General features: G+C 62.2%; 13 protein-coding genes. 6 read left to right on the top strand and 7 right to left on the bottom strand.

Annotated features, from left to right (window positions below):
- From PLL20_17450 to PLL20_17430, 5 genes are all read left to right on the top strand, one after another.
- Positions 1-211 (top strand): hypothetical protein (locus PLL20_17450; protein HPD31781.1); only part of this gene is annotated, 211 nt, incomplete at its 5' end.
- 230 nt (positions 212-441) lie between these two features.
- Complete coding sequence (locus tag PLL20_17445) at positions 442-2,742, top strand: hypothetical protein (GenBank protein HPD31780.1); 2,301 nt, start codon at positions 442-444, stop codon at positions 2,740-2,742.
- A gap of 107 nt (positions 2,743-2,849) precedes the next feature.
- The gene (locus tag PLL20_17440; protein HPD31779.1) at positions 2,850-4,796 is read left to right on the top strand and encodes an OPT/YSL family transporter; all 1,947 of its coding nucleotides are present in this window, start codon (positions 2,850-2,852) and stop codon (positions 4,794-4,796) included.
- 13 nt (positions 4,797-4,809) lie between these two features.
- Complete coding sequence (locus PLL20_17435) at positions 4,810-6,876, top strand: hypothetical protein (protein HPD31778.1); 2,067 nt, start codon at positions 4,810-4,812, stop codon at positions 6,874-6,876.
- Between the two features lie 113 nt (positions 6,877-6,989).
- Entirely contained in the window at positions 6,990-8,354 is a 1,365-nt protein-coding gene (locus tag PLL20_17430) for a GGDEF domain-containing protein (GenBank protein ID HPD31777.1), read from the top strand.
- Between the two features lie 70 nt (positions 8,355-8,424).
- Here the strand turns inward: PLL20_17430 and PLL20_17425 are convergent, their stop codons facing one another.
- The 6 genes from PLL20_17425 to PLL20_17400 all read right to left on the bottom strand — a co-directional run bounded on the left by PLL20_17425 (position 8,425) and on the right by PLL20_17400 (position 18,310).
- Positions 8,425-10,404 (bottom strand): VWA domain-containing protein, encoded by a 1,980-nt coding sequence (locus PLL20_17425; GenBank protein HPD31776.1) that lies wholly within the window; start codon positions 10,402-10,404, stop codon positions 8,425-8,427.
- The gene (locus PLL20_17420) at positions 10,401-11,297 is read right to left on the bottom strand and encodes a DUF58 domain-containing protein (GenBank protein HPD31775.1); all 897 of its coding nucleotides are present in this window, start codon (positions 11,295-11,297) and stop codon (positions 10,401-10,403) included. Before PLL20_17420 ends, PLL20_17425 begins: the two co-directional genes overlap by 4 nt.
- Before the next feature lie 126 nt (positions 11,298-11,423).
- Positions 11,424-12,443, bottom strand: a complete 1,020-nt coding sequence (locus PLL20_17415; protein ID HPD31774.1) for a MoxR family ATPase — start codon at positions 12,441-12,443, stop codon at positions 11,424-11,426.
- 67 nt (positions 12,444-12,510) lie between these two features.
- Positions 12,511-15,711 carry a VWA domain-containing protein gene (locus PLL20_17410; GenBank protein HPD31773.1) on the bottom strand — a complete coding sequence of 1,067 codons (3,201 nt, stop codon included), beginning with the start codon at positions 15,709-15,711 and terminating at the stop codon, positions 12,511-12,513.
- Between the two features lie 3 nt (positions 15,712-15,714).
- A complete protein-coding gene (locus PLL20_17405) occupies positions 15,715-16,710 on the bottom strand; it encodes a hypothetical protein (GenBank protein ID HPD31772.1) in 996 nt (331 codons plus the stop codon).
- 4 nt (positions 16,711-16,714) lie between these two features.
- The gene (locus PLL20_17400) at positions 16,715-18,310 is read right to left on the bottom strand and encodes a hypothetical protein (protein ID HPD31771.1); all 1,596 of its coding nucleotides are present in this window, start codon (positions 18,308-18,310) and stop codon (positions 16,715-16,717) included.
- Between the two features lie 309 nt (positions 18,311-18,619).
- On the opposite strand from PLL20_17400, the gene PLL20_17395 reads away from it, so the two are divergent.
- On the top strand, positions 18,620-18,907 hold the full coding sequence (locus PLL20_17395) for a hypothetical protein (GenBank protein HPD31770.1): 288 nt from the start codon (positions 18,620-18,622) through the stop codon (positions 18,905-18,907).
- 299 nt (positions 18,908-19,206) lie between these two features.
- On the opposite strand, the gene PLL20_17390 is transcribed toward PLL20_17395, so the two are convergent.
- On the bottom strand, positions 19,207-20,002 hold a 796-nt coding region (locus PLL20_17390; GenBank protein ID HPD31769.1), incomplete at its 5' end, for a site-specific DNA-methyltransferase.

Here is a 20,002-nt window from a genome sequence, read left to right as displayed (position 1 = left end):
CCGGTTCACAACCACGGCCGGCATCGGCGGCGCGACAAGAGGACCGCTCCCCGCCAGCCAGACGATCCTGGCCACGCCGTCGCTGACCATCTCAGCCCAACCCGGAACGTACCACCTGACCCTGACGGTCCCACACTTTACGAACCCAACTCACGTGACCTTCCCCGCCACGACTGGCCACCCGCTGGAAATTGTCCTTCAGGGACAATGACTCGGGCCGTGGCGGTGCTGTGGTTGTTGGGCTAATCTCAAGGCACTTTGCTTGTCGGCACGGCCCTTGGCGGGAGCTGCGCCCTGCACAGTGAGAAGCGTTCAATTCATGACGGCGGGCCCATGACGGCTTCCCGCCTGTCAGCGCGTTGCGTGTGCGCGGCACTTCGATACAATTTCCCCCTCTGACACTCCGGCCGCCGCGCCGGCATGGCTTTGTTGGGTTCGACTATGACCAAAGAGACGACTGCTCCGACGGCGCGGGCCGGGACTGCCCTGCTGGCCGCCGTGTTTCTCCTCTCGGCCTGCGGGCTGATGTTCGAGATCACGCTGACGCGATTCTTCTCCGCCACGATCTGGTATCACTTCACCTTTGTGGCCATCTCGGTGGCCCTGTTCGGGTGGGGCTTGGGCGGGCTGTTCATTTTTCTCCTGCGGCTTTCGCGGTTCGAACAGCACGTTCGTTCGATCTTGGTGGGACTGTCGCTGCTGTTGGCGGTGACGCTACCGCTGTTTCTGGCGGGGGTGCTGCAACTGCCGTTCAGCCCGGACCGGCTCAACACGTACTTCCTGTTGAGCCTGATGCCGTTCCTGGCCGGCGGAGCGGTGCTCAGCTTGATGTTCGAGAGCTGGGGCAAGGACTCCAACCGCCTGTATTTCGCCGACCTGATCGGCGCGTCGCTGGGGACACTGCTGGTACCCCTGGCCATCGGCCGGCTGGGGGCCGAGTCGGCCATTCTGGTGATCGCCGTGCTTCCTTCACTGGCGGCCGTCTTGCTGAGCCTGTCGTTGCCTGCACCTTCGAAGGCCAAGTGGCTGCCCGCCTCGGTGGCCGTGCTGGCGGCCTGCATCGGGTTGACGGTGTGGAATGTCCGAACGGGCACGATGACCGTTCGGGATGCGCCGGAGAAGGAGCTGTACAAGCTCCTGGCCAAGCATCCGGGTCAGGCGAGGATCGATTTTGACAAGTGGAACGCTTTCTCGCGGATCACGTCGGTCGAGGGTTTCAGCGAGGATTATGTTCGCCGAATCTTCATCGACAGCAGCGCCGAGACCAGCGTCATGCACTGGGACGGCACGCCGAACACCCCGCCGGATGCGCGCAACTGGTTTCGGGCATTTCCTTTCCGGATGATGAAGAACCCGGAGGTGCTGGTGATCGGGCCGGGCGGCGGTACCGATGTTGTCCTCTCGATTGCGGCCGGGGCCTCGCACGTCACAGCGGTGGAGATGAATGACCTGATCGTCGAGTGCGTGCGCGGCCTGGGTGCCCAAGCGGGCAATCTCTACGACCATCCGAAGGTCGAACTGGTCATGGACGAGGGGCGGAACTACATCCAGCGCTGTGGCCGCAAGTTCGACATGATCGTGCTCGGCTGGGTTGACTCGTGGGCGTCGGTGGCCGGCGGCGGATTGGCACTGACCGAGAACTACCTCTACACCCGCGAGGCATTGGAGGCCTACTACGACCGCCTGAGCGACAACGGCGCGTTGGTGATCATTCGCTGGCCCGTCGACGTGCCGCGACTTGTGGCCAATACCGTGTCGTTCATGAGCAATCGTGGCATGAACATGGAGGAAATCTCCCGTCACATCGTGGCGGTGAGCATGCGCAAGCCCGGTGTGGGTGAGGAGTCGGCCGTCGAGACGGTCTTCATGATGAGCCGTTCACCGCTGACCGAGCAGCAGGTGGACGCCCTCCTGGCCGGTCACGACGATGCCCATCTGTGGCACGCGCCCTTCCGCCAATGCGACCCGCCTTATTCCGATCTGTTCTCGGGCAACATCAGCTTTGCCCAATACACGGATGCCTTTCCAATACTCGCCACGCCCGTCACCGACGATCATCCGTTCTACTTCGCGTGGGATAAACCCAGGGGTATTCCCGATTTCGTGAAGCGACTGCTGCAGGTGCCGATGGCGGGTGTGGTAGGTTTCACATTGCTGCTGCTGATCGCCACGCGCTACGCGGGCCTGCGGGCGCCGGGGCCGAGGACGGTAGCATACTTCGGCGCCTTGGGCGTCGGTTTCATTGTCGTCGAGGTGGCACTGATACAGCGGCTCATTCTGCTGCTTGGGCATCCGATTTACACCCTGGTGGTGATCCTGTTCACCTTGTTGCTGGCGGGTGGGTGTGGAAGCTTCTTTGCCCGGCGGTTCGCGCCACAGGGTATTCGGTCGGCGTTGGGAAAGATTATCCCTCTGGTTGTTCTGCTGGTGATTCTGGCTGCGTTCGTTTTGCCCGTACTGGTTGACAAAGCTCTGCCCCTGAGCCTGCCGCTGCGGATCATGATCACAGTTCTGATGGTTATTCCCTATGGGTTCTTGATGGGTATGCCCTTCCCGCTGGGGCTGCGCAAGCAGTCGCAGGACCCGGCCGGCTCGCCGGCATCGGTGCTCTGGGGAATCAACGGCGTTGCCTCGGTGATCGGCTCGATCGGAGGCGTGGCCCTGGCGGTGGCCGTCGGCTTCACCTGGGTGTTCCTCGCCGGAGCGGTATGCTACACGGTGGCGTGGGCAACAAGGCCGTAGGTGTTTGAGACACTGGCGGCGTGCTGCTGACAAGGAGGCCGCTGGCGCTCACCTGGTCCTCAACCGCTTTGCCCGCAAAGCTGCCGCGCTTACACTCTCGGCAGCTCATGAGAGAAGATCGCGAACTAGCCGAGTTTCGAGGCATCATGCCCCCTCCCGATTCCTGGGAGAGCGGCTTCAATCTCAAGAGTGTTTTCGCGGCCCTGTTCATCGGCACGGTCATGATGCCGGGCAGCATGTACATGGGCCTGATTGCCGGGGCGGGGCTCGGGCCGGCGGCTCAGTGGGTCACGGTGATTCTCTTCATGGAGATTGCCCGCCGGGCGTTCTCGACGATGAAGAGCCCGGAGGTATTTGTCCTTTACTACATGGCCGGAGCGGCGATCACGCTGCCGTACACGGGCTTGCTCTGGAACCAGTTCCTGGTGCAGTCTGACGCAGCCGAGGCCACCGGGCTGACGCGTCAGTTTCCTACCTGGTTTGCCCCGACCGAGGACGTTCTCAAGCAGCGGACGTTCTTCCACTGGGGCTGGGCCCCGGCCATCACGCTCGTGGCGCTCCAGCAGCTCTTCACGCGGATCGAGCGATTCGGTTTGGGTTACATCCTTTTTCGGATCACGTCTGATGTGGAGAAGCTGCCGTTTCCGATGGCCCCGGTGGGTGCGGCCGGTATCGTGGCTCTGGCTGAGACGTCGACGGGGCAACGCTCGTGGCGTTGGCGAGTGTTTTCGATCGGCTCGGTGATCGGTCTGGCGTTCGGCTTTGTCTACGTGGGTATTCCCGCAGTCAGCGGCACCTTGCTGCTCGAGCCGATCCAGCCGTTGGAGATTCCCTGGACGGACCTGACGTGGCGGACGGAGACCGTACTGCCGGCCGTGCCGACGGGTATCTCGTTTGATCTCGGGCATTACATTCTGGGCATGGTTTTGCCCCTGTGGGCGGTGGTGGGCGAGTTCATCGGCATGTTGCTGACGATGATCGCCAACCCGATTCTGCACCGGGCCGGCGTGCTCACCTGGTCGCCCGGCAGCGGCACGATCGGCACGCAGTTTTCCAACTCGCTGGACTTCTATTTCAGTTTCGGGATCGGCGTCACCTTCGCGATTGCCCTGATCGGCTTCTATCATCTCTTCAGGTCCATGCGCCATCGAGATGGCGACTCCTCCCGCCCCGACTGGCGTCGCCTGTTTCGCCCCCCTGAGGGTCGCGGCGACATCAGCCTCTGGGTGGCCGTGGCCATTTGGGTTGGCTCGACATTGACCTACATCAGCCTGTGCCGTTTCTGGCTGATCCCGGATTTTCCGCTATGGATCCTGCTGGCTTACGGTTTCCTGTACACGCCCATTGTGTCATATGTCTCCGCGAGGATGGAAGGGGTGGTCGGGCAGTACGTGGATATCCCTCTGGTTCGCGAGGCGGCGTTTATTCTTTCGGGTTACCAGAAGATCGACGTCTGGTTTGCGCCGATTCCGCTGACGAATGACAGCGGCAACGTAGTCTATTTCCGGCAGGTGGAGCTGACCGGGACGCGAATCAGGAGCGTGCTGAAAGCGGAGCTGGTCATTTTGCCGATTGTGCTGGTTGCCGGGGTGCTGTTCAGCCAGTTCATCTGGCGCCTGGCCCCGATTCCCTCGCCGGTCTACCCGTTCACACAGAAGATGTGGGAGCTCCAGGCCTACAACATGTGTCTTACCTACTCGGCCACGACCGAGGGCGGCGGGTTGTTTGCCCGGGCGTTTCAGCCGACCTATGTCCTGGCGGGCACGGGCATTTCGGTGGCGGCGTACGCGTTCATGGCCCGGTTCGGCCTGCCCGTGATGCTCGCCTATGGCCTGATTCGAGGAATGGGTGGCGGCATGCTGCCGCACTTTGTGATCCCGCACTTCGTCGGAGCGATGATCGGGCATTACTTCTTCCGGCGGCGGTTCGGGTTGCAGTGGCGGCAATACGCGCCGGTCTTGATGGCCGGATTTGGTTGCGGCATGGGCCTGATCGGCATGCTGGCTTTGGGCTTCGTGCTGGTTTCGAAATCTGTGTTCCCGTTGCCGTATTGACAGGCAGGCAGCGATGAGAGACATCGCCGACAAGTTCGTGGGTGGGATCCAGCGGATCGACAGCGCCTTGCCTGTCGGGGTGCGCGGCCCGACCTGGCGATCGGTATTGATCGGCTTTACCGGCGTGGCGGCGCTCAGCCTGCTGGAACCGTACAATCAAAACACGTTCAAGAACACCCCCTTGATCGGCAACCAGTTTCCGGTCGCGGTGGTCTTCTTCATCGTCGTCCTGGTGTTGGTCGTCAACCCGATTCTGAGCCTGCTGTCGTCGCGTTTCTCACCATCGCACGTCGGGCCCGCGCGTCGCGTCTTCGCCATTGTTCGCCCGTTGTCGCCGTCCGAGTTGGTTGTGATTGTGACGATGGTGCTCTCGGCGTGTGCGGTCATCTGGAGCGGTTTTCACCGATTCTGGGCTCACCAGCTCGTGGCTCCGTTCTATTACCTGGGGTCTCATCCGCGGTGGGAGCCGCTGGTGCGATCGCTGCCGTCGTGGCTGGTGCCGTCGGCCGATCCGGAGAACTGCGAAATCATCCGAAGCTTCTTCGCCGGCGGAGCGGAGGTGCCCTGGGGGCCATGGCTGAGGACGTCCCTGCTGTGGTCGCCGTTCGTGCTGGCGTTTTTTGTCGGCTGCTTCTTCATGGTTGCTTTTTTCAGGCGGCAGTGGGCGGAGGCGGAGAAGCTGTCATTTCCGCTGGCCGCGATCACCCTGGAGATGCTCCGGCCGCCGGCGTCGGGTCGCCTGGTCAATGATCTGTTCAGAAGCAAGCTGTTCTGGTGGTCGCTGGCCGTCGTGGTGTTCTTCCAGATGCTTTACGGCCTGCATGCGTGTTTCCCGGCGTTTCCCGAGGTGGTGTTCAAGTACGATCTGAACCCGGCCTTTGACGCCCCGCCCTGGCGTTATCTTCCGCCGTGGATCAAGGCCAAGGACGCGTTCTTCATGATGGTCGGGGTCTCGTTTTTCCTTTCGACCGAAATGTCGTTCAGCCTGTGGGTGTCGGTGATCATCCTCGCGGTGATCGAGATGTTGGGCAAGACCTATCAGTATCCCATTCACGAGCAATTCAACGATCATCAGATCGGCGCGTATATCGCCTACACGGTCGTCATTCTCTACGGTGCCCGCCGGCATGTGGCCCGTATCGTACGGTCCATTTGGAGCGGTCCGGGGAATGGGTCTGACGGTGTCGAGTTGTCGGAGCGAGCGGCTGCCATAGGCTTTGTGGTTTGTTTTGTGGTTGCGTGCGCGTGGCTCAGGCTGGCGGGTTTGCCGTTAAGCCTGGCGATTCTGGTGGCGGCGGTCGTTTTCATGCTGGCGTTGGTTGTCGGCCGCGTGGTGGCCGAGTCAGGGCTGCTCTTTGTGCAATATGGGTGCTGGCCGACGCGGATCGCCGAGTCGTGCTTCGGGTCGTCGCTGACTCCGGCGACGCACACGTTGATACACTTCACGACTGTCGCCCCCACAATCGATGCCCGTGAGTCTTTGGCTCCTTTTGCTTTTAATTCAGCCCGTGTGGCGGACGGGGTCAAGCACCTTCATCGCAACCGGCTCTTCCTGCTGTGGATCGGTGCGTTGGTTCTGGCACTGGTGCTGGCCGGCTACGCCCAGTTGAGCATTGTGTATCGTCGTGGCGCCCTGCAAACCGACGAGTACGCCGGTCGATTCGCGCCGGAGATCCTCTACAACAGCTCGGCCGATTTTGACAGTCTTTTGCAGCAGCCGCCGGAGCGAGTTCGGGCCGATCTGACCCGTCATCTTCGTCAGGTGGCGTGCGGGGGCGGGGTAGTGCTGGCTCTCTGTTTCCTGCGATACCGCTTCCTGGGTTGGCCGCTTCATCCGGTCGGATTCCTGCTGGCCCACAGCTACCCGATGCGCGTATTCTGGCTTTCGATCATGCTGGGCTGGCTGTGCAAGACGCTGGTCATGCGGCTGGGGGGCGTCCCGGTGTACCGCCGGCTGAGTCCGGTTTTCATGGGCATGATTGTCGGCACGGCTTTCAGTTCCGTGTTCTGGATAGCCGTCAGGATGTTCATTTGCGGCATGGGCGAGCAGGGCCGGCCAATCAGTTTCCTTCCGAGTTGAACGACGTCCGATATTCAGCGAGGACCTGCTTTACATGCTGGGTTGATTAACCGATATGAACTGCATCCGTTTGCGTGCAGCGGCCAGGTGGGTGGCGGTGCAGGGACGTTTCGATGGCAGCAGAGCGCAACTCGTGCGTAAGACAGAGCTTATGGTTCGGCGTGAGCCTGGCGGTGATGGTAGTACTTGTTGGTGCCGGGCTTTTGCAGCATTTCCAGCTCGGAGTCGACGAACAGGAAGCTGAGAAGGTGCGAGCCGTGGCAATGGCTGAGACCTACGCCACGCAGGCGGCCGCGGTCATGAGAAGCGGTCGCGGGGCGGAGCTCGAGGCTTTTGTGGACAAGACGCCGCTGCATCCCAGCGCTTGCCTGTTGGCCGTCCTTGACCGGCATGATCATGCTCTCGCAGCCCGCGGCAACAAAGCGTTGATCAGGCGTTTTGTGGAACTGGGGTTTAAAGGTCCACAGTCATTGGAACCTGGTGCCTGGAGTCTTGCCGGTGACCCGGAGCACAAGGTACCGCCTCTGACCCTGGTGGGAGTACCGATTGTGCAGCCCGACGGCGCCGGGCAGCTTGGTTTCCTCGTTTATGCGGCCCGGCTTTCGGGGCAGGATGGTTTGGCAACCGGAAGAATTGCGAGATTCTTCCTCGGGCTGGTCATTGTCTCATTGATCGGGCTCGCGGCCGGTTTCTCGTGGATGCGTTCCAGGGTGCTGCAGCCGTTGGCCGAGTTGGTCAGTCAGGTGAAGGCGAGGGAGTCTTCGGGTGAAGAGGAGATGCCCGCGACGCTGACCGACCGTGGAGATGAGATGGGTGTCATCGCAAGGGCGATCGTCCGGGAGCGACAGGAACTGAAAGGGTGGCAATCGCGGGCCTTGCAGATCGAGCGGGTAGCGGACACTCGTCTTGCGGCGGAGAGACAACGCATCAGCCGTGAGCTGCGGCAAGCGGAGAAGAAGATAACCACTGATCCGTTGACCAATCTCGGCAACCGGCAGTTGCTGATGGATAGGTTTGTCGAGATCTTCGATACTCAGAAACGGGCCGGCCATGATTTGTCGGTTATTCTGATAGACGTCGATCATTTCAAAGAGGTAAACGATACGCTGGGGCACAAGGCCGGCGACGAGTTGCTCGTTTTTGTGGGCGAGCTGCTCAGACAGTGTCTTCGCGAGCACGATATGGCGGTTCGGTACGGCGGCGACGAATTCCTGCTTGTGCTGCCGTCGGTCACTCTTTCAAACGCGGCGGCGGTAGCGGAGCGGACGATTCGTTTGTTTGCCCAGCAGGCCGGAGTGCTGGCTGTGCAACCCAAGCCTTCGATGAGCGCGGGGGTGGCGTCGCTGGTAGCGCACATGCCTGCTTCGGCCGAGGAGCTTCTGGAGATGGCCGATCAGGCTCTGTATGAGGCCAAGAAGGCAGGCAAGTCGCTGGTTCGTGTGGCCGGCGGTGTCGCGGTTGCGACCGAACCGTCTTGATGCAGCGGCCTGCACGCCGGTTGCTGTGCCGCGACGGATCATCGCGCAGGCAGGCCGTTCAGTTGGGTTCTCAGACGAAGACCCGCTTGTTGTAGACGATCCATTCCACCAGAAGGATAGCGCCCAAGCCTCCGAGGATCCAGGGCCATAGCGGGCGATTCACGTAGTCGCTTCCTCGGACGGCCACGGTCTCGCCCGAGGCGACTCGGAGGGCCTTGTTTGAGGCGATGAGGCTTTCCGAAGCGTCGAGGAGATTAACGGCCCGCGCATCCTCGCCGGGAATTCCCGTTTCGAGATGATAGAGACCGACGCGGTTTGTCCTTCCATAGGTGGCCAGACCCGAGGCGGAGGCGGCGGCCTTGTCGGTGGTGCCGTCCGGGCGACGGACGGTGATTTCCCGGGTCCCGGGCTTGACGCTGACGGTGAACGCCTGCCCGGGGCTGACCGACGGCTGCTGTCCGATGGTCGAACTTCCCGAGAGAAACCGCAGGGCATTGAACATGAACATTACCAGCCCTTCCTGATAGGGCCAGTCGGTATTCACGTGCGTGCGGTCTTCATCGAAAAGGCTGAACGAGCAGATCAGATACTGGCGGCGCTCGCGGGTCAGCAGAGACAGGACGGGGCCGCTGGTAGCCTCGATGAGTGTTTGAGCATCGGAGGGCAGTTCCGGCTTGTGGCAGGAGAACAACGACATGGTGGCGACGTTGACGTGCCGGAGGACAGGGTGCGTGTCGTCCCAATCGAGCAAGACCGGGGCGGGTACGACGTCGCCGAGCGTCACATCGGGAATCAGCGGAGCGGCGGCGAAGAACAGGTAGTTACCCGGCGGCAACCGGTTGGTGGAATGGCCGTCGAACACCACGACGTTGTACACGCAGCGTCCGTCCTCGATCAGTTTGTCGTCGCTCGCCTTCTCATACTCTTCGGGCTGCCAGATGTCGAAGCTGTCGAGCACGGCTCCGATGGCGATTCTCAGGAAACGGTTACCAGGGCTGACGAGCAGGGCCTTGATCGATCGCGGCGGAGTGACCACGGCGAAGGCCCGGTCGTCGATGGCCAGCGCGTCTTCGCCGGAGAGCCGGACTTCGATCGTGGCGGCGGTGTCGAGCATCATCTCGAACGCGGCGGTTGCCTGGCTGTTGTCGGCGGGATCCTTGGTGTACTTTGCGGCGTGGATCGCGTCAGGTCGCCCATAGGGGGCGAGTTCCGGCAGGTCCTGTACGTTCTTGATCTGGCCGTCGACCAGCAAGGAGATGTCGCGTTTGGCGGGCCTGGTGCCGAAGTTCCTGACGTTGATGAGGGCGCTGATCTGTTCGGGGCGATCGTAGTTGCGGCGAACATCGAGGCTGACGATGCCCACGTTCTCGGTCGCCTCGCCGATGCGGGCGATTTCCATGGTGCCGCGTTCGACGCGCACGCTTTCAGAGTCGGGCAGCCGCCCGTCGGTCAACAGGATGTATTGCGAGGAACCGACCTCCCTCACCTCGCCGATGGGGGTGGAGTGGGCTTCCGCCAGTTCCATCGCCTCGCGCAGCAGGCTGGGGCCGTCGGTCTGTTCGATAGCGTCGATCGCCGCGCGGAGCTGGGGCTTGTCGTTGGTGAATGCCGACATGACTCGGGCCCGGTCGCAGAAGGCAATGATCATGGCGCGCTGCGAGGAGCCCAGTTCGTTGACGATCTTGTGAGCCTCTTCCTTGGCGATCTGGAGGCGGGTTCGGCCGTCGGCCTCTTTCGCGCCCATTGAGGCGGACTGGTCGATCAGAAGGACCATGGCCTTGTCGATTCCGCGCTTGCCGGGCCGCACCGGCTCGCTGATGGCCGCAATCGCCGCGATCAGGATGAGCAGTTGCAAGATGAGCAGCAGGTTGTTACGCAGCCTCTGGAACGGGGAGTTGACTTGCAGATCATGGACCGCCCGTTTCCAGAGCAATGTCGAGGCGATGGGGATCTGGCGACGCTTGAGCTTGAGGAAATAGAGCAGGACCAGCGGCGGCAGGGCCAGGGCGGCGGCCAGGACCGGAACATGCCAGGGCGCGAGGAAGTTCATTTCAACAACCCCCTTTGCCGCAGATAGGTGAGCACGAGCTGGTCGAACGGCACGGCGGTGCTGGTGAACAGATACACTGCACCGCGTTTCGTGCAGAAATCTCGGAGCCCACCGCAATATGCCCTCAGGGTCTGCTTGTAGCGATTCAGCAAGGCCCGGCTGACGGTGATCTCGGCGGTGTCGTTGTCTTCGACGTCGAGGAGCTTGAGGTCGCCGGTGAGTGTGGGGTCGATTTCCTCGGGGGAGAGGAGTTGGATGACGTAGAGGTCGTACTTGCGTCCGATGAGGTATCGGAGACCCGCCTCATAGCCGGTCTTGTCCATGAAATCGCTGAGCACGATGCAGACGCCTCGTTGCGGGTGCCGAATGGCGAACTGTTTGCACGCCCCGGTCATGTTGCCTGCACCCTCAGCGTTGAGGCCGCCGAGGAAGCCGAGCACCTGGTGGATCAGCCGGCGTCCGCGGATGCCGGCCATTTCCGGCCCGTAGCGGTCGGAGAAGGCCGTAAGCGTCACGCGGTTGTAGTTAACCAGACCGATGTAGGCGATGGCAGCGGCCACCCGCCGGGCGTAGAGGGCCTTGTCCGGCTCGCCGAAATCCATCGAGCGGCTGCAGTCGATCAGCACGTTGACGTGGAGGTCTTCTTCCTCGAAGAAGAGCTTGATGAACAGCCGCTCAAGCCGGGCGAAGATGTTCCAGTCGAGAAAGCGCAGGTCATCGCCGATGACGTAGCTGCGGTAATCGGCGAACTCGACCGATTGGCCCTTGCGTTTCGAGCGTCGCTCTCCCTTCATTTTGCCGGCGAAGATCTTGCGCGACACGATGTCCAGCCGATCAAGCTGGTTCATGAAGTCGGGGTCGAGCAACTGGTTGTTTTTCGTCGCAAGGGCCATAAGAAGCTCTCAGCTTTCAGCGGTCAGCCGGGGGCAGTAACACCTGATCGAAGCATCATTCATCGTTCCGCCTTCATTCTTCACTGAACTCCGAACCCTCAAAGGCCGTCGAGGGCATCGGTCCTGCTACGCCGCCTGTTCCGTCAGCGTCGGCGTTTGTTTGAGAATGTCCCTGATCACGTCATCGGTGCTGATGTTTTCGGCCTCTCCCTCGAAATTCAGGAGCACGCGATGGCGCAATGTCGGAAGGGCCACTTTCCTCACGTCTTCGAATGACACGTTGAAACGGCCCTCCAGCAAGGCCTGTACCTTAGCCGCCAGGGTGACGGCCTGTGCTCCGCGCGGGCTCGAACCCCATCGCACGTATTTGTTGGTCATCTCGGTGGCGAATTCGCCGTCAGGATGGGTTGCCAGAGTCATTCGTACGGCGTAATCCTGCACGTGCGGCGCGATGACCACGCGGCGCACCAGTCGCTGGGCGCCGATGATCTCCTCCGCGGTCATCACCGGCTCGATCTTGGCGTCGTAACCGGTGGTCGTTCGGTCGAGGATGGTCTTGAGTTCTTCGCGAGAGGAGTAGTTGACGATCAATTTGAAGAAGAAGCGGTCGAGCTGGGCCTCGGGCAAGGGATAAGTACCTTCCTGTTCGATGGGGTTCTGCGTGGCCATCACAAAGAAGGGCTCTTGGAGGGCGTGTTTCTCGCCGCCGACGGTGACGGTATGTTCCTGCATGGCCTCCAGCAGGGCTGACTGTGTTTTGGGCGTGGCCCGGTTGATTTCGTCCGCGAGAACGATCTGGGCGAAGAGCGGTCCCCTTTGAAAGCGGAAGTCCCGCTTTCCCGTCACGGGGTCATCGGTAATGATCGTGGTGCCGATGATGTCGGCGGGCATCAGGTCGGGCGTGAACTGGATGCGGCTGAAGTTCAAACTCAGGGCCTGGGCCAGCGTGCGGATCAGATAAGTTTTGCCCAGACCGGGCACGCCCTCGAGGAGGGCATGCCCGCCGGTGAACAGGCAGACCAGCACGCCGTCGACGATTTCCTGCTGGCCGACGATGATCTTGCCGATCTCTTCGCGCAGCCGCTGGAACTTGTGGCAGAACTCGCGCGTTGCCTTTTCAACTCGTGGGTCAATTGTCTCGGCCATCGCATGTACCTCCGTCTGGAATGCCGGTGAGCCTCGGGTCAACCGTCTTGTCGCGTCGATCCGGAAGTCACGACTCTTTCTTTTCGTCCTCAATCTGGTCCCGCGCGCGCTGCTTGGCCTTCAGCAGGCGGCCGGTCACGTCTTCCTGTCCGGTGGGCTTGCGGCCCGGTCTTTGTGACGGCTTCTTTGGCTCATCGATTTCCGCTGCCACGGCCCCGCCGAGCGACTCGGTCAGGTCTCCCGCCGGTTTGGCTGCAGTCTCTTCATCCACCTCGAATCGCTTCTTCGGGTCGGCGGCCGGTTCGAGGGGGATGGTGACCGTGCCCGGCCGCGTATCCGCGTCCGGCTTGGCGGTCAGATCCCCGCGGACCTTGTCGCGAACCCCCTTGAGGTGGGAAAGCGACTGGGCGCTTCGTTGGCCGGCGCGTGCCAGGGAGGTCACCGACGAGGTGAAGAAACCGATCGTCGGAATGATGTATCGCCGGCGCATGGTCCAGCCGACCAGTTCGGCGAACACCAGGGCGCCGAGGTATCCCCAGAAGCCCGCGCCGGCCGTGTAGAGGATGCCGATCAGCACCGCCAACACCGCGAGTTCCACATAGATGGACATGGCCAGCGTCGATGCCAGCCGTCGCACGGCCACGTCGAGCAGGAACAGGGGGATGAGCAGCCAGGAGATGACCCATCGCCAGACAGGCTGCCGCATTTCGGCGGGCGGGAGGCCCCTCGGGTCGAAGACCTTGTCGTTGACCGGGTCCATTGCCAGCTTTCGACCGCCCGACCGGGTCACGATTCGTTCGAGCAGCGGCGTGTTGGTTTGCAGCACGCGGAACTCCTGCGAGTAGGGCACGCTGAGTCCGCTCAAGATCAGGCCGGTAGTCTTGTCCGGGTCGGTGTACTTGAGGTTGATGAGGTAGTTGCCCGTGTCGACTACGTCGAAGGTGGCCTCATACTGGCCGGGTCCGGTCTGCACAAGGTGCAGGTCTTCGGTTTCCATGTTGGGCAGCACCAGACGGCCGCCGATCTGCAGGAAATTCAGATAAGATGCGTCTTTCTTGAGCGCCTCGACGACGATTCTGCCCGTATTGCCTTCCAGCCGGGTGGTTACGTCGAAATCCATCCCGGACGACTGGCGCATGGACCAGTTGATGAGTTGTGCCCAGAAGCGGCCGAATTTCTCCCATTGTGCCCATCCGGCTCCCCATTTCTTCCACAGGCCGCTGGTGAACACGGCCATCTTACCCATTTCGAATCGCCGATAGGCCAGGAGAGGGTCGTTGGTTCCGTCGGCACTCTTGCGGACCAGGGGCATGATGATGTCCGCCTTGGGCTCGGTCAGGACCAGCCCGCCCAACTGCGGTATGGGTCCTTCGGCAATACCCTGGACGGTCTGCATGTCGTATTGGGCGACGGCAGGCGTGAAGCGCTCTTCGGACAGCAGCGTCCGGCGGATGACCTTCGCCTCCTTGATGAAGATCTGGGGCAACGTTCGGGGGTTGGTGCAGCGGAAGAACTTGCGGGGATCGCCGGAGGTGCGCCGGGCGATGTCGATGAGCGTGGTCTCGACGCAATGTGCTCCACCGTAGCCGATACCGATGGTCGAGGCAGTGATTTTGTTCTTGTTCATCTGATCGATGACGGCATTGCTCGGGGCTTGCGGATCGCCGTCGCTGATGATGATCATATGAAGCTGAGAAGCGCCCTTGCTTTTGGCCTGCAGCAGTCCGTTGATTGCCATCTGCATGGCGGTGCCGAAGTCGGGCATGTCGCCGATCTGAAGGTTCTTCATTTTCCTGATGACCGCGGACTTGTCCGAGAGGAGGGACATCGGCACGTCCCAGTTGGCCCCGCCGACGCTCCAGTTGTAGGTGATGACCCCCAAGTAGTCTTGCGAACTGAGCGTTTCGACGGTGGCGATGGCGGCCTTTTCGCCGTAGTCGTTGCCCTGGGGGCTCTCGCAACTGTGCATGATGATCGCGAGAGCCCCGCGCGGGATGACTTTCTTCTGCCGGATGTCGAAGTTGACCGGGCTGACCTCCTCGACGGGCTTGCCGATCCAGCCGCCGGCCCCGAACGACTGCTCTCCGCCGATCATGATGAGGCCGCCGCCGGAGTCTCTCACGTAGCTGGCGAGGGCCTTGTGCTGTTCCTCGTTGAACGTATCGGCCGACAGGTTGGACAGAATCACGACGCCGTACTGTTGGAGGGTGTTCAGGTCGATGCTGAGGTCCTCGACGGTTTCGAGCGTCACGTCGACCTTCTCCCGCTTGAGGGCGGCCAACAGCAGGTCATGGTCGGCTTTCTCGTCATTCCTGGCGAGCAGCAGGACTCCTCCTTGCTCGTTGACGAAGCTGAAGGCCGTGGCCCGGTTGTTCTCCATGATCTTGTCGGCGCTCTGGTCGAGCGCCGTCAACCGGGCGTCGAAGATGTGGAATCCGCCCGAGAAGATCTCCACCGATGTGGTGATGACTGTCGGTTGCATGCCGCCGGCGATATCGAATTCCGCTTCGGGAAGGGGCACGGTTTGGCCGTTGTGATAGAGCGTGAGCCTGGCTCTTGTGGGTTTCTTGCTCTTGGCGATGACGCGGATTGGCAGGCGTGTATCCTTGGCGGCTTGGCTGGGCACGACGATTCGGTCGAGGAGGATCTCGCTGTCGTGCGAATACGTGAGCGGAATGACGTCGATTGCCACGCCGCTGGCCGTTGCCGCCCCGATCTCTTCCTCGATGTTGCCGACGTTCTGATTGCCGTCGGTGATGAGCACGATTCGCCGCTTGAAGCCTTCCGGCAGGGCGGCGAGAGCCAGCCGCACGCCGCCGGCGATGTTGGACGCATCGGGCTGGACGGTCATGCCAAAGCCGATGTTGTTGCCCAGTTGGTCGTCGCCGCCGCGGCTGGGGATGAGGTCCACGTCGGCTTTTCCATCGAAGGTGATCACGCCGACGCGGTCGTCACGGGAGGTTCTGTTGATCACTTTGCGAACGTACTGCTCCGCGGCCGTGCGGCGATCGTCGGGGATGCTGTGGGACTTATCGATCACAAACATCACCGCGACGTGCTCGTTGCGGCGTACGAACTGGACGCGGGCAAGGGCCAGGGCCAGCATGACGATGACAGCCGACCGGAAGACCACCGTGAGGATGCGTCGATGCGGTTCGAGACCGGCCAGAGATCGCCGCGAGATGACGGCGATGGCCGGTATAACCAGCAGCAGCCACAGCCACGCGGGTTGCTCGAAAGACAAAGGCCAGTTGAACGCCAAGGCCATCAGCTACATCCTGAACATCTGGACGCGGTGGTTACGGCAGTCCACAACGTACACGCGGCCTTGCTTGCCCACGGCCACGCTCCACGCGTCAAGCATTTGTCCCGGTTGTGTGCCCGGTTTGCCCCAAACCTCCAGGCTCTTGCCGGCGCGATCGAACCGCTGCAAGCGGTTGTTCCCGAACTCAACGACCAGCAGGGTGCCGTCGTCGCAGACGGCCAGTCCGTAAGGATACTGCAACCGGCCGGGCTCGTAGCCGGGGCCGCCGAAGGTGAAGAGCAACTTGCCGTCGCGGCTGAACCGGCAGATCCGATGGTTGCACGCGTCGGCGACCCAGAGGGTGCCGTCGTTGTCGAAAGCCATTGACTGAGGGCGGGACAGCGAGGCGGGGCCGCTGTCGGGACCGCCGAAAGATCCGAGAAACTTGAAGTCCGGCGAGAAGCGGCTGATGCGGCTTGTCAGGCCATATTCACTGACGTAGACCATGCCTTGGGGATCCACAACGGCCTTGGCAACGAGATCGAACTGACCCGGGCCGGTTCCTCCCTGGCCGAACCGGGCCAGCTCGCGGCCGTCGCGATCATAAATGATGATGCGGTGATAGTGCGAGTCGGCCACCAGGACGCGTCCCTGGGCGTCAATGGTGATGCCCGTGGGCTTGCCGTTTTCGCTTTCGGGGGTTCGCCAGACGACTTCGAATTCGCCGTCCGGGCTGAATCGCTGAATTCGGGCGGTCATGTCGACCACGAACACGCATCCGTCCGGAGCGGTGGCGATAGCCCGCGGGCGATGGAACTGGCCCGGTCCGAATCCGTGGCTACCGATGATTCTTTCGGGTGTGCGGCCGGAAATACCGCGCTTCTGGCACCCGACCATTCCGCCCGCGATTGCGATTGCCAGCAGAAGTGTGGACAGCTTGGTTCGTGTCGCGAGCCGGGTGGAAAGATGGTTGTTGGGGTGATTGGCCCCGTCGTGAGTCGCGATGTCCGTCAAGAGCTTCACGGGGCTACCTTTCCCGGGCCGCCATCAGCAGCCGGCCGCATATCTGGGTCAGGACGAACCCAGCGACCACCACGGTCTGGCTGGTGGTGATGACCACATTATCCCTGCCGTAGTGCATCTGTCCAAGGAGCGTGACCGCGATGCTAGGGTAGCCCACCGGTCCGGTCATCTGGGTAACCACCACCTCGAACATCGCCAGCATCGTAACGATCAAGCCAGCCGCCAGAAGCGACGGCCAGACCATGGGCAGCAGCACATGGGCCAGTATGCCTGCCGCCCCGGCACCGTCGGCCCGGGCCTGATCCGCCACGGCGTTTCCTTGCCTTCCGACGGTCAGCCAGACGATCAGCACCGCCAAGGCGCCGTAACGGCTTACCAGCGACAGAATCCAGACACAGGGGGTGTCGGTGTACAAGTATCCTACGAACCCCGGTCGGTTGTAGATCAGGATGAAGCCGACTCCCAGCGCGGCGGGCGGGATTGCCGCGGCCAGAAACGTCGTCCAACCGCCCGTTCTTGCCCATCGGGATCTGGCGGCCGCGTCGAGCATGGCTGTTCCCGATGCCATGGCAATCGCCGCCATGCCGGCCGCGAGCGCGATGCTCAGTGAGGAAAGCCATTCCCGGCTGAGAATCGAGAAACTCGCCGCCCACGATGAACTGCCCGGCTTCAGCGCCGACATGATGCCCACAGGGACACCCAGCGTGGTCACCCAAACCAATGCCGCTCCGGCCCATGTCAGCCGCCCTGTATTGGCCTGGATGCCTGTCCTGCCGGGCCGGGCGAGATTCGCGGTTTCATCGTCCATTCCAACTTGCCCCCAATGGGCGGTCGGCCGAATGATCCACACGACGAGGGCCACCAGCACCATCAGGATAGCGATGACCTGCACGGCCATTCGGATGATCTGGCCCGCCGGGGCACCGGCGTCCACTAGGACCAGCAGTTCGGTGGCGTAAATCCGACACCTCGTCAGGTGCGGGATTGCGTATTCCAGGAGTGAGACGGCAAAGACCGTCGTGGCGGCCGCCATGAGGTGGGGTCGCAGGCTGGGAACCACTGCCCGCAGATACGCCCGCGTGGGTCCTGCATCGAGCAGAGCCAGCGCGAAGGCCGTACGGCCTGCGGAGCGCCACCCGGCAGCCAAGATCATCGCCGACAGAGGCCATAACCATCCGGCCGATATCAGGCCCGCCCGGATGGCTCCTCCGAACCACATGTCCGAGACGTTGTCCGGCATGAACCTCCTCAATGGGCTGGCCGGGGCGGATACCAGCTGCCACGCATAGGCGTAGACCTGCGGAGGAACCAGCAGCGGCAGCAATGCTAGTCCAACCAGCGTTGGCAGTCGCCGGGGCGAGGCCGAACCGAGTACGGCCGCGGGCAGAAGACCCAATGCAACAGCCGCGACCGTGGTTGTCAACGACATTACCAGGCTTCGGAGCAGGAGGACCTGCCATGCAGGCACCGCCACCAGCTCGGTCGAGATTGCCCCGGATTGCCCTGCTGCTAGAAAGACCCCGGCCAGGGGTGCAACAATGCCCCCTGCCAGCACCAGCCAGCCGACCGCGCAGAGCCCGATGACCAGAAGCCTCGCCATGTACTCCGTCCGTTTTCGGCGGACCTGCCACCACTATTGACGCTCAAGAGGCAATAACGTTTCGACGGACACCCGTAAACCCCTGACGATTCCAGCGAAGATATGATACCGCCGTGGCGGCCGGGTTGCATGCGGGCCGACCGCGACAGATCGTCCCTGCGGGCGGGATGCCCCCAGCGTTACGTGCGGCAACGCCGGGTCTTGCTCGTGTTCAGTCGCGATCTTGGTGCCCCCTGCTTTAGGTTGCCCATCCTGGGGGATAGACTGTGGGTTATGTCCGTCTGGACGTTGCTCTGGTGGATTGGCGGGATGCTTCTCGCTTCGGTGTTGGTCGTTGTGATAGCTGCGGTTGCGCTGCGCACCGTGGTGAAGAAACGGATGAAAGAGGAGATCCTTGAGGCCGTACGCGAGCCGGTCGTGCCGGTGTGTTACAAGTGTGGCTATGACATGCGCGGTCAGATCTTTCCTCGTTGCCCGGAGTGCGGGGCTTTGCTGGGTTTTACGGTCTCGACGGATGAACTACCACTGACCGACGAGGAGAGGCAGCTCATAGAAGACCGCTGCCGGGGCATTCGTCGAAAGGAGCCCGAGCAATAGGGTGGAGGGTACGTTTTTCCGGCGGGATTCGCACTCCGGGCTGCCGATTCAGGATGGATGGTCAAGACAGGGAGGCTCGCCGGCGGAGCGGTGTTCAGCGAGGCCAGACGGTGTTGGCATGGAGATCGCTCTTTTTGCCGAGCGAGGAACATGTGATCCCGGTGTGTGGTCCCGGGCACGGCGTTCGGCAACGGATGAGTGTGTTGGACGCATTCACCGATGACCGGGAAGCCGGTCACCCAGGGGTTTGTCTCGACGCGGGGTTGCGGTTGGACAGAATGGTGCAAGAGCGGCGATCGTTACCCCTCTGTTTCGGGAAAGGGCAGTAGCGGTTGATCGGTGGTCATGCGGTGGCGGGCGAGGTCGACGGCGTGGGGGTTGATGTCGCAGCCGAGCCAGCGGCGGCCGAGGCGCTGGGCGACGGCCAGGGCGGTGCCGCTGCCGCAAAAGAAATCCGCGACGATGTCACCGGGGTCGCTGCTTGCTTTGATGACGCGTTCGAGCAGGGCTTCGGGTTTCTGTGTCGGGTAACCGGTACGTTCCAGCGACACGGTTGAGAGGAAGGGGATCTCCCACACGTCGGTCATGGCCGGGCCCTCGGAGTTGAAGTAGAGACGGCCGGCTCTGGTTTGTTTGTACGGGCGGCCCTGCTCGTCGTAGTTCAGGCCGTCGGTGCGGAATCGCCCCTCGCGCTGGACGTGGAACTTCTGCCGGCCCGCCTGGCGGGCGTAGAAGAGAATGGTGTCGTGCTTGCGGGCGAACCATCGCGTGGCATGGCCGCCGGTGCGGTACGACCAGATAATCTCGTTACAGAAGTGGTCGCCGCCGAAGATCTCGTCCAGCATCACTTTGGCGTAATGAACGGCGTGCCAATCGAGGTGGAGATACAGCGAGCCGGTCGGTCTGAGCAAACGATGCATGTGCTGCAGGCGCGGGCGGAGGAAATTGAGAAAGCTGTCCAGGTCGCCTTCCCAAGAGTCGTTGAACCGATGTTTGCCATCGGCTTGCTTCTTGGTCTTGCCGGTGAAGAAAGGCGGGTCCGCGTAGATGAGGTCGCAGCAGGCGTCCGGCAGGCCGGCCATGAATTTCAGGTTG

The organism is Phycisphaerae bacterium, from assembly GCA_035384605.1.
Taxonomy (GTDB): domain Bacteria; phylum Planctomycetota; class Phycisphaerae; order UBA1845; family PWPN01; genus JAUCQB01.
This window is presented reverse-complemented; position numbering and strand designations above follow the sequence as displayed.

Bases quoted from the DNA above. Each gene is read 5' to 3' on its own strand.
- PLL20_17445 (HPD31780.1), top strand. From the start codon at position 442: ATGACCAAAGAGACGACTGCTCCGACGGCGCGGGCCGGGACTGCCCTG.
- PLL20_17440 (HPD31779.1), top strand. From the start codon at position 2,850: ATGAGAGAAGATCGCGAACTAGCCGAGTTTCGAGGCATCATGCCCCCT.
- PLL20_17435 (HPD31778.1), top strand. From the start codon at position 4,810: ATGAGAGACATCGCCGACAAGTTCGTGGGTGGGATCCAGCGGATCGAC.
- PLL20_17430 (HPD31777.1), top strand. From the start codon at position 6,990: ATGGCAGCAGAGCGCAACTCGTGCGTAAGACAGAGCTTATGGTTCGGC.
- PLL20_17425 (HPD31776.1), bottom strand. From the start codon at position 10,404: ATGAACTTCCTCGCGCCCTGGCATGTTCCGGTCCTGGCCGCCGCCCTG.
- PLL20_17420 (HPD31775.1), bottom strand. From the start codon at position 11,297: ATGGCCCTTGCGACGAAAAACAACCAGTTGCTCGACCCCGACTTCATG.
- PLL20_17415 (HPD31774.1), bottom strand. From the start codon at position 12,443: ATGGCCGAGACAATTGACCCACGAGTTGAAAAGGCAACGCGCGAGTTC.
- PLL20_17410 (HPD31773.1), bottom strand. From the start codon at position 15,711: ATGGCCTTGGCGTTCAACTGGCCTTTGTCTTTCGAGCAACCCGCGTGG.
- PLL20_17400 (HPD31771.1), bottom strand. From the start codon at position 18,310: ATGGCGAGGCTTCTGGTCATCGGGCTCTGCGCGGTCGGCTGGCTGGTG.
- PLL20_17395 (HPD31770.1), top strand. From the start codon at position 18,620: ATGCTTCTCGCTTCGGTGTTGGTCGTTGTGATAGCTGCGGTTGCGCTG.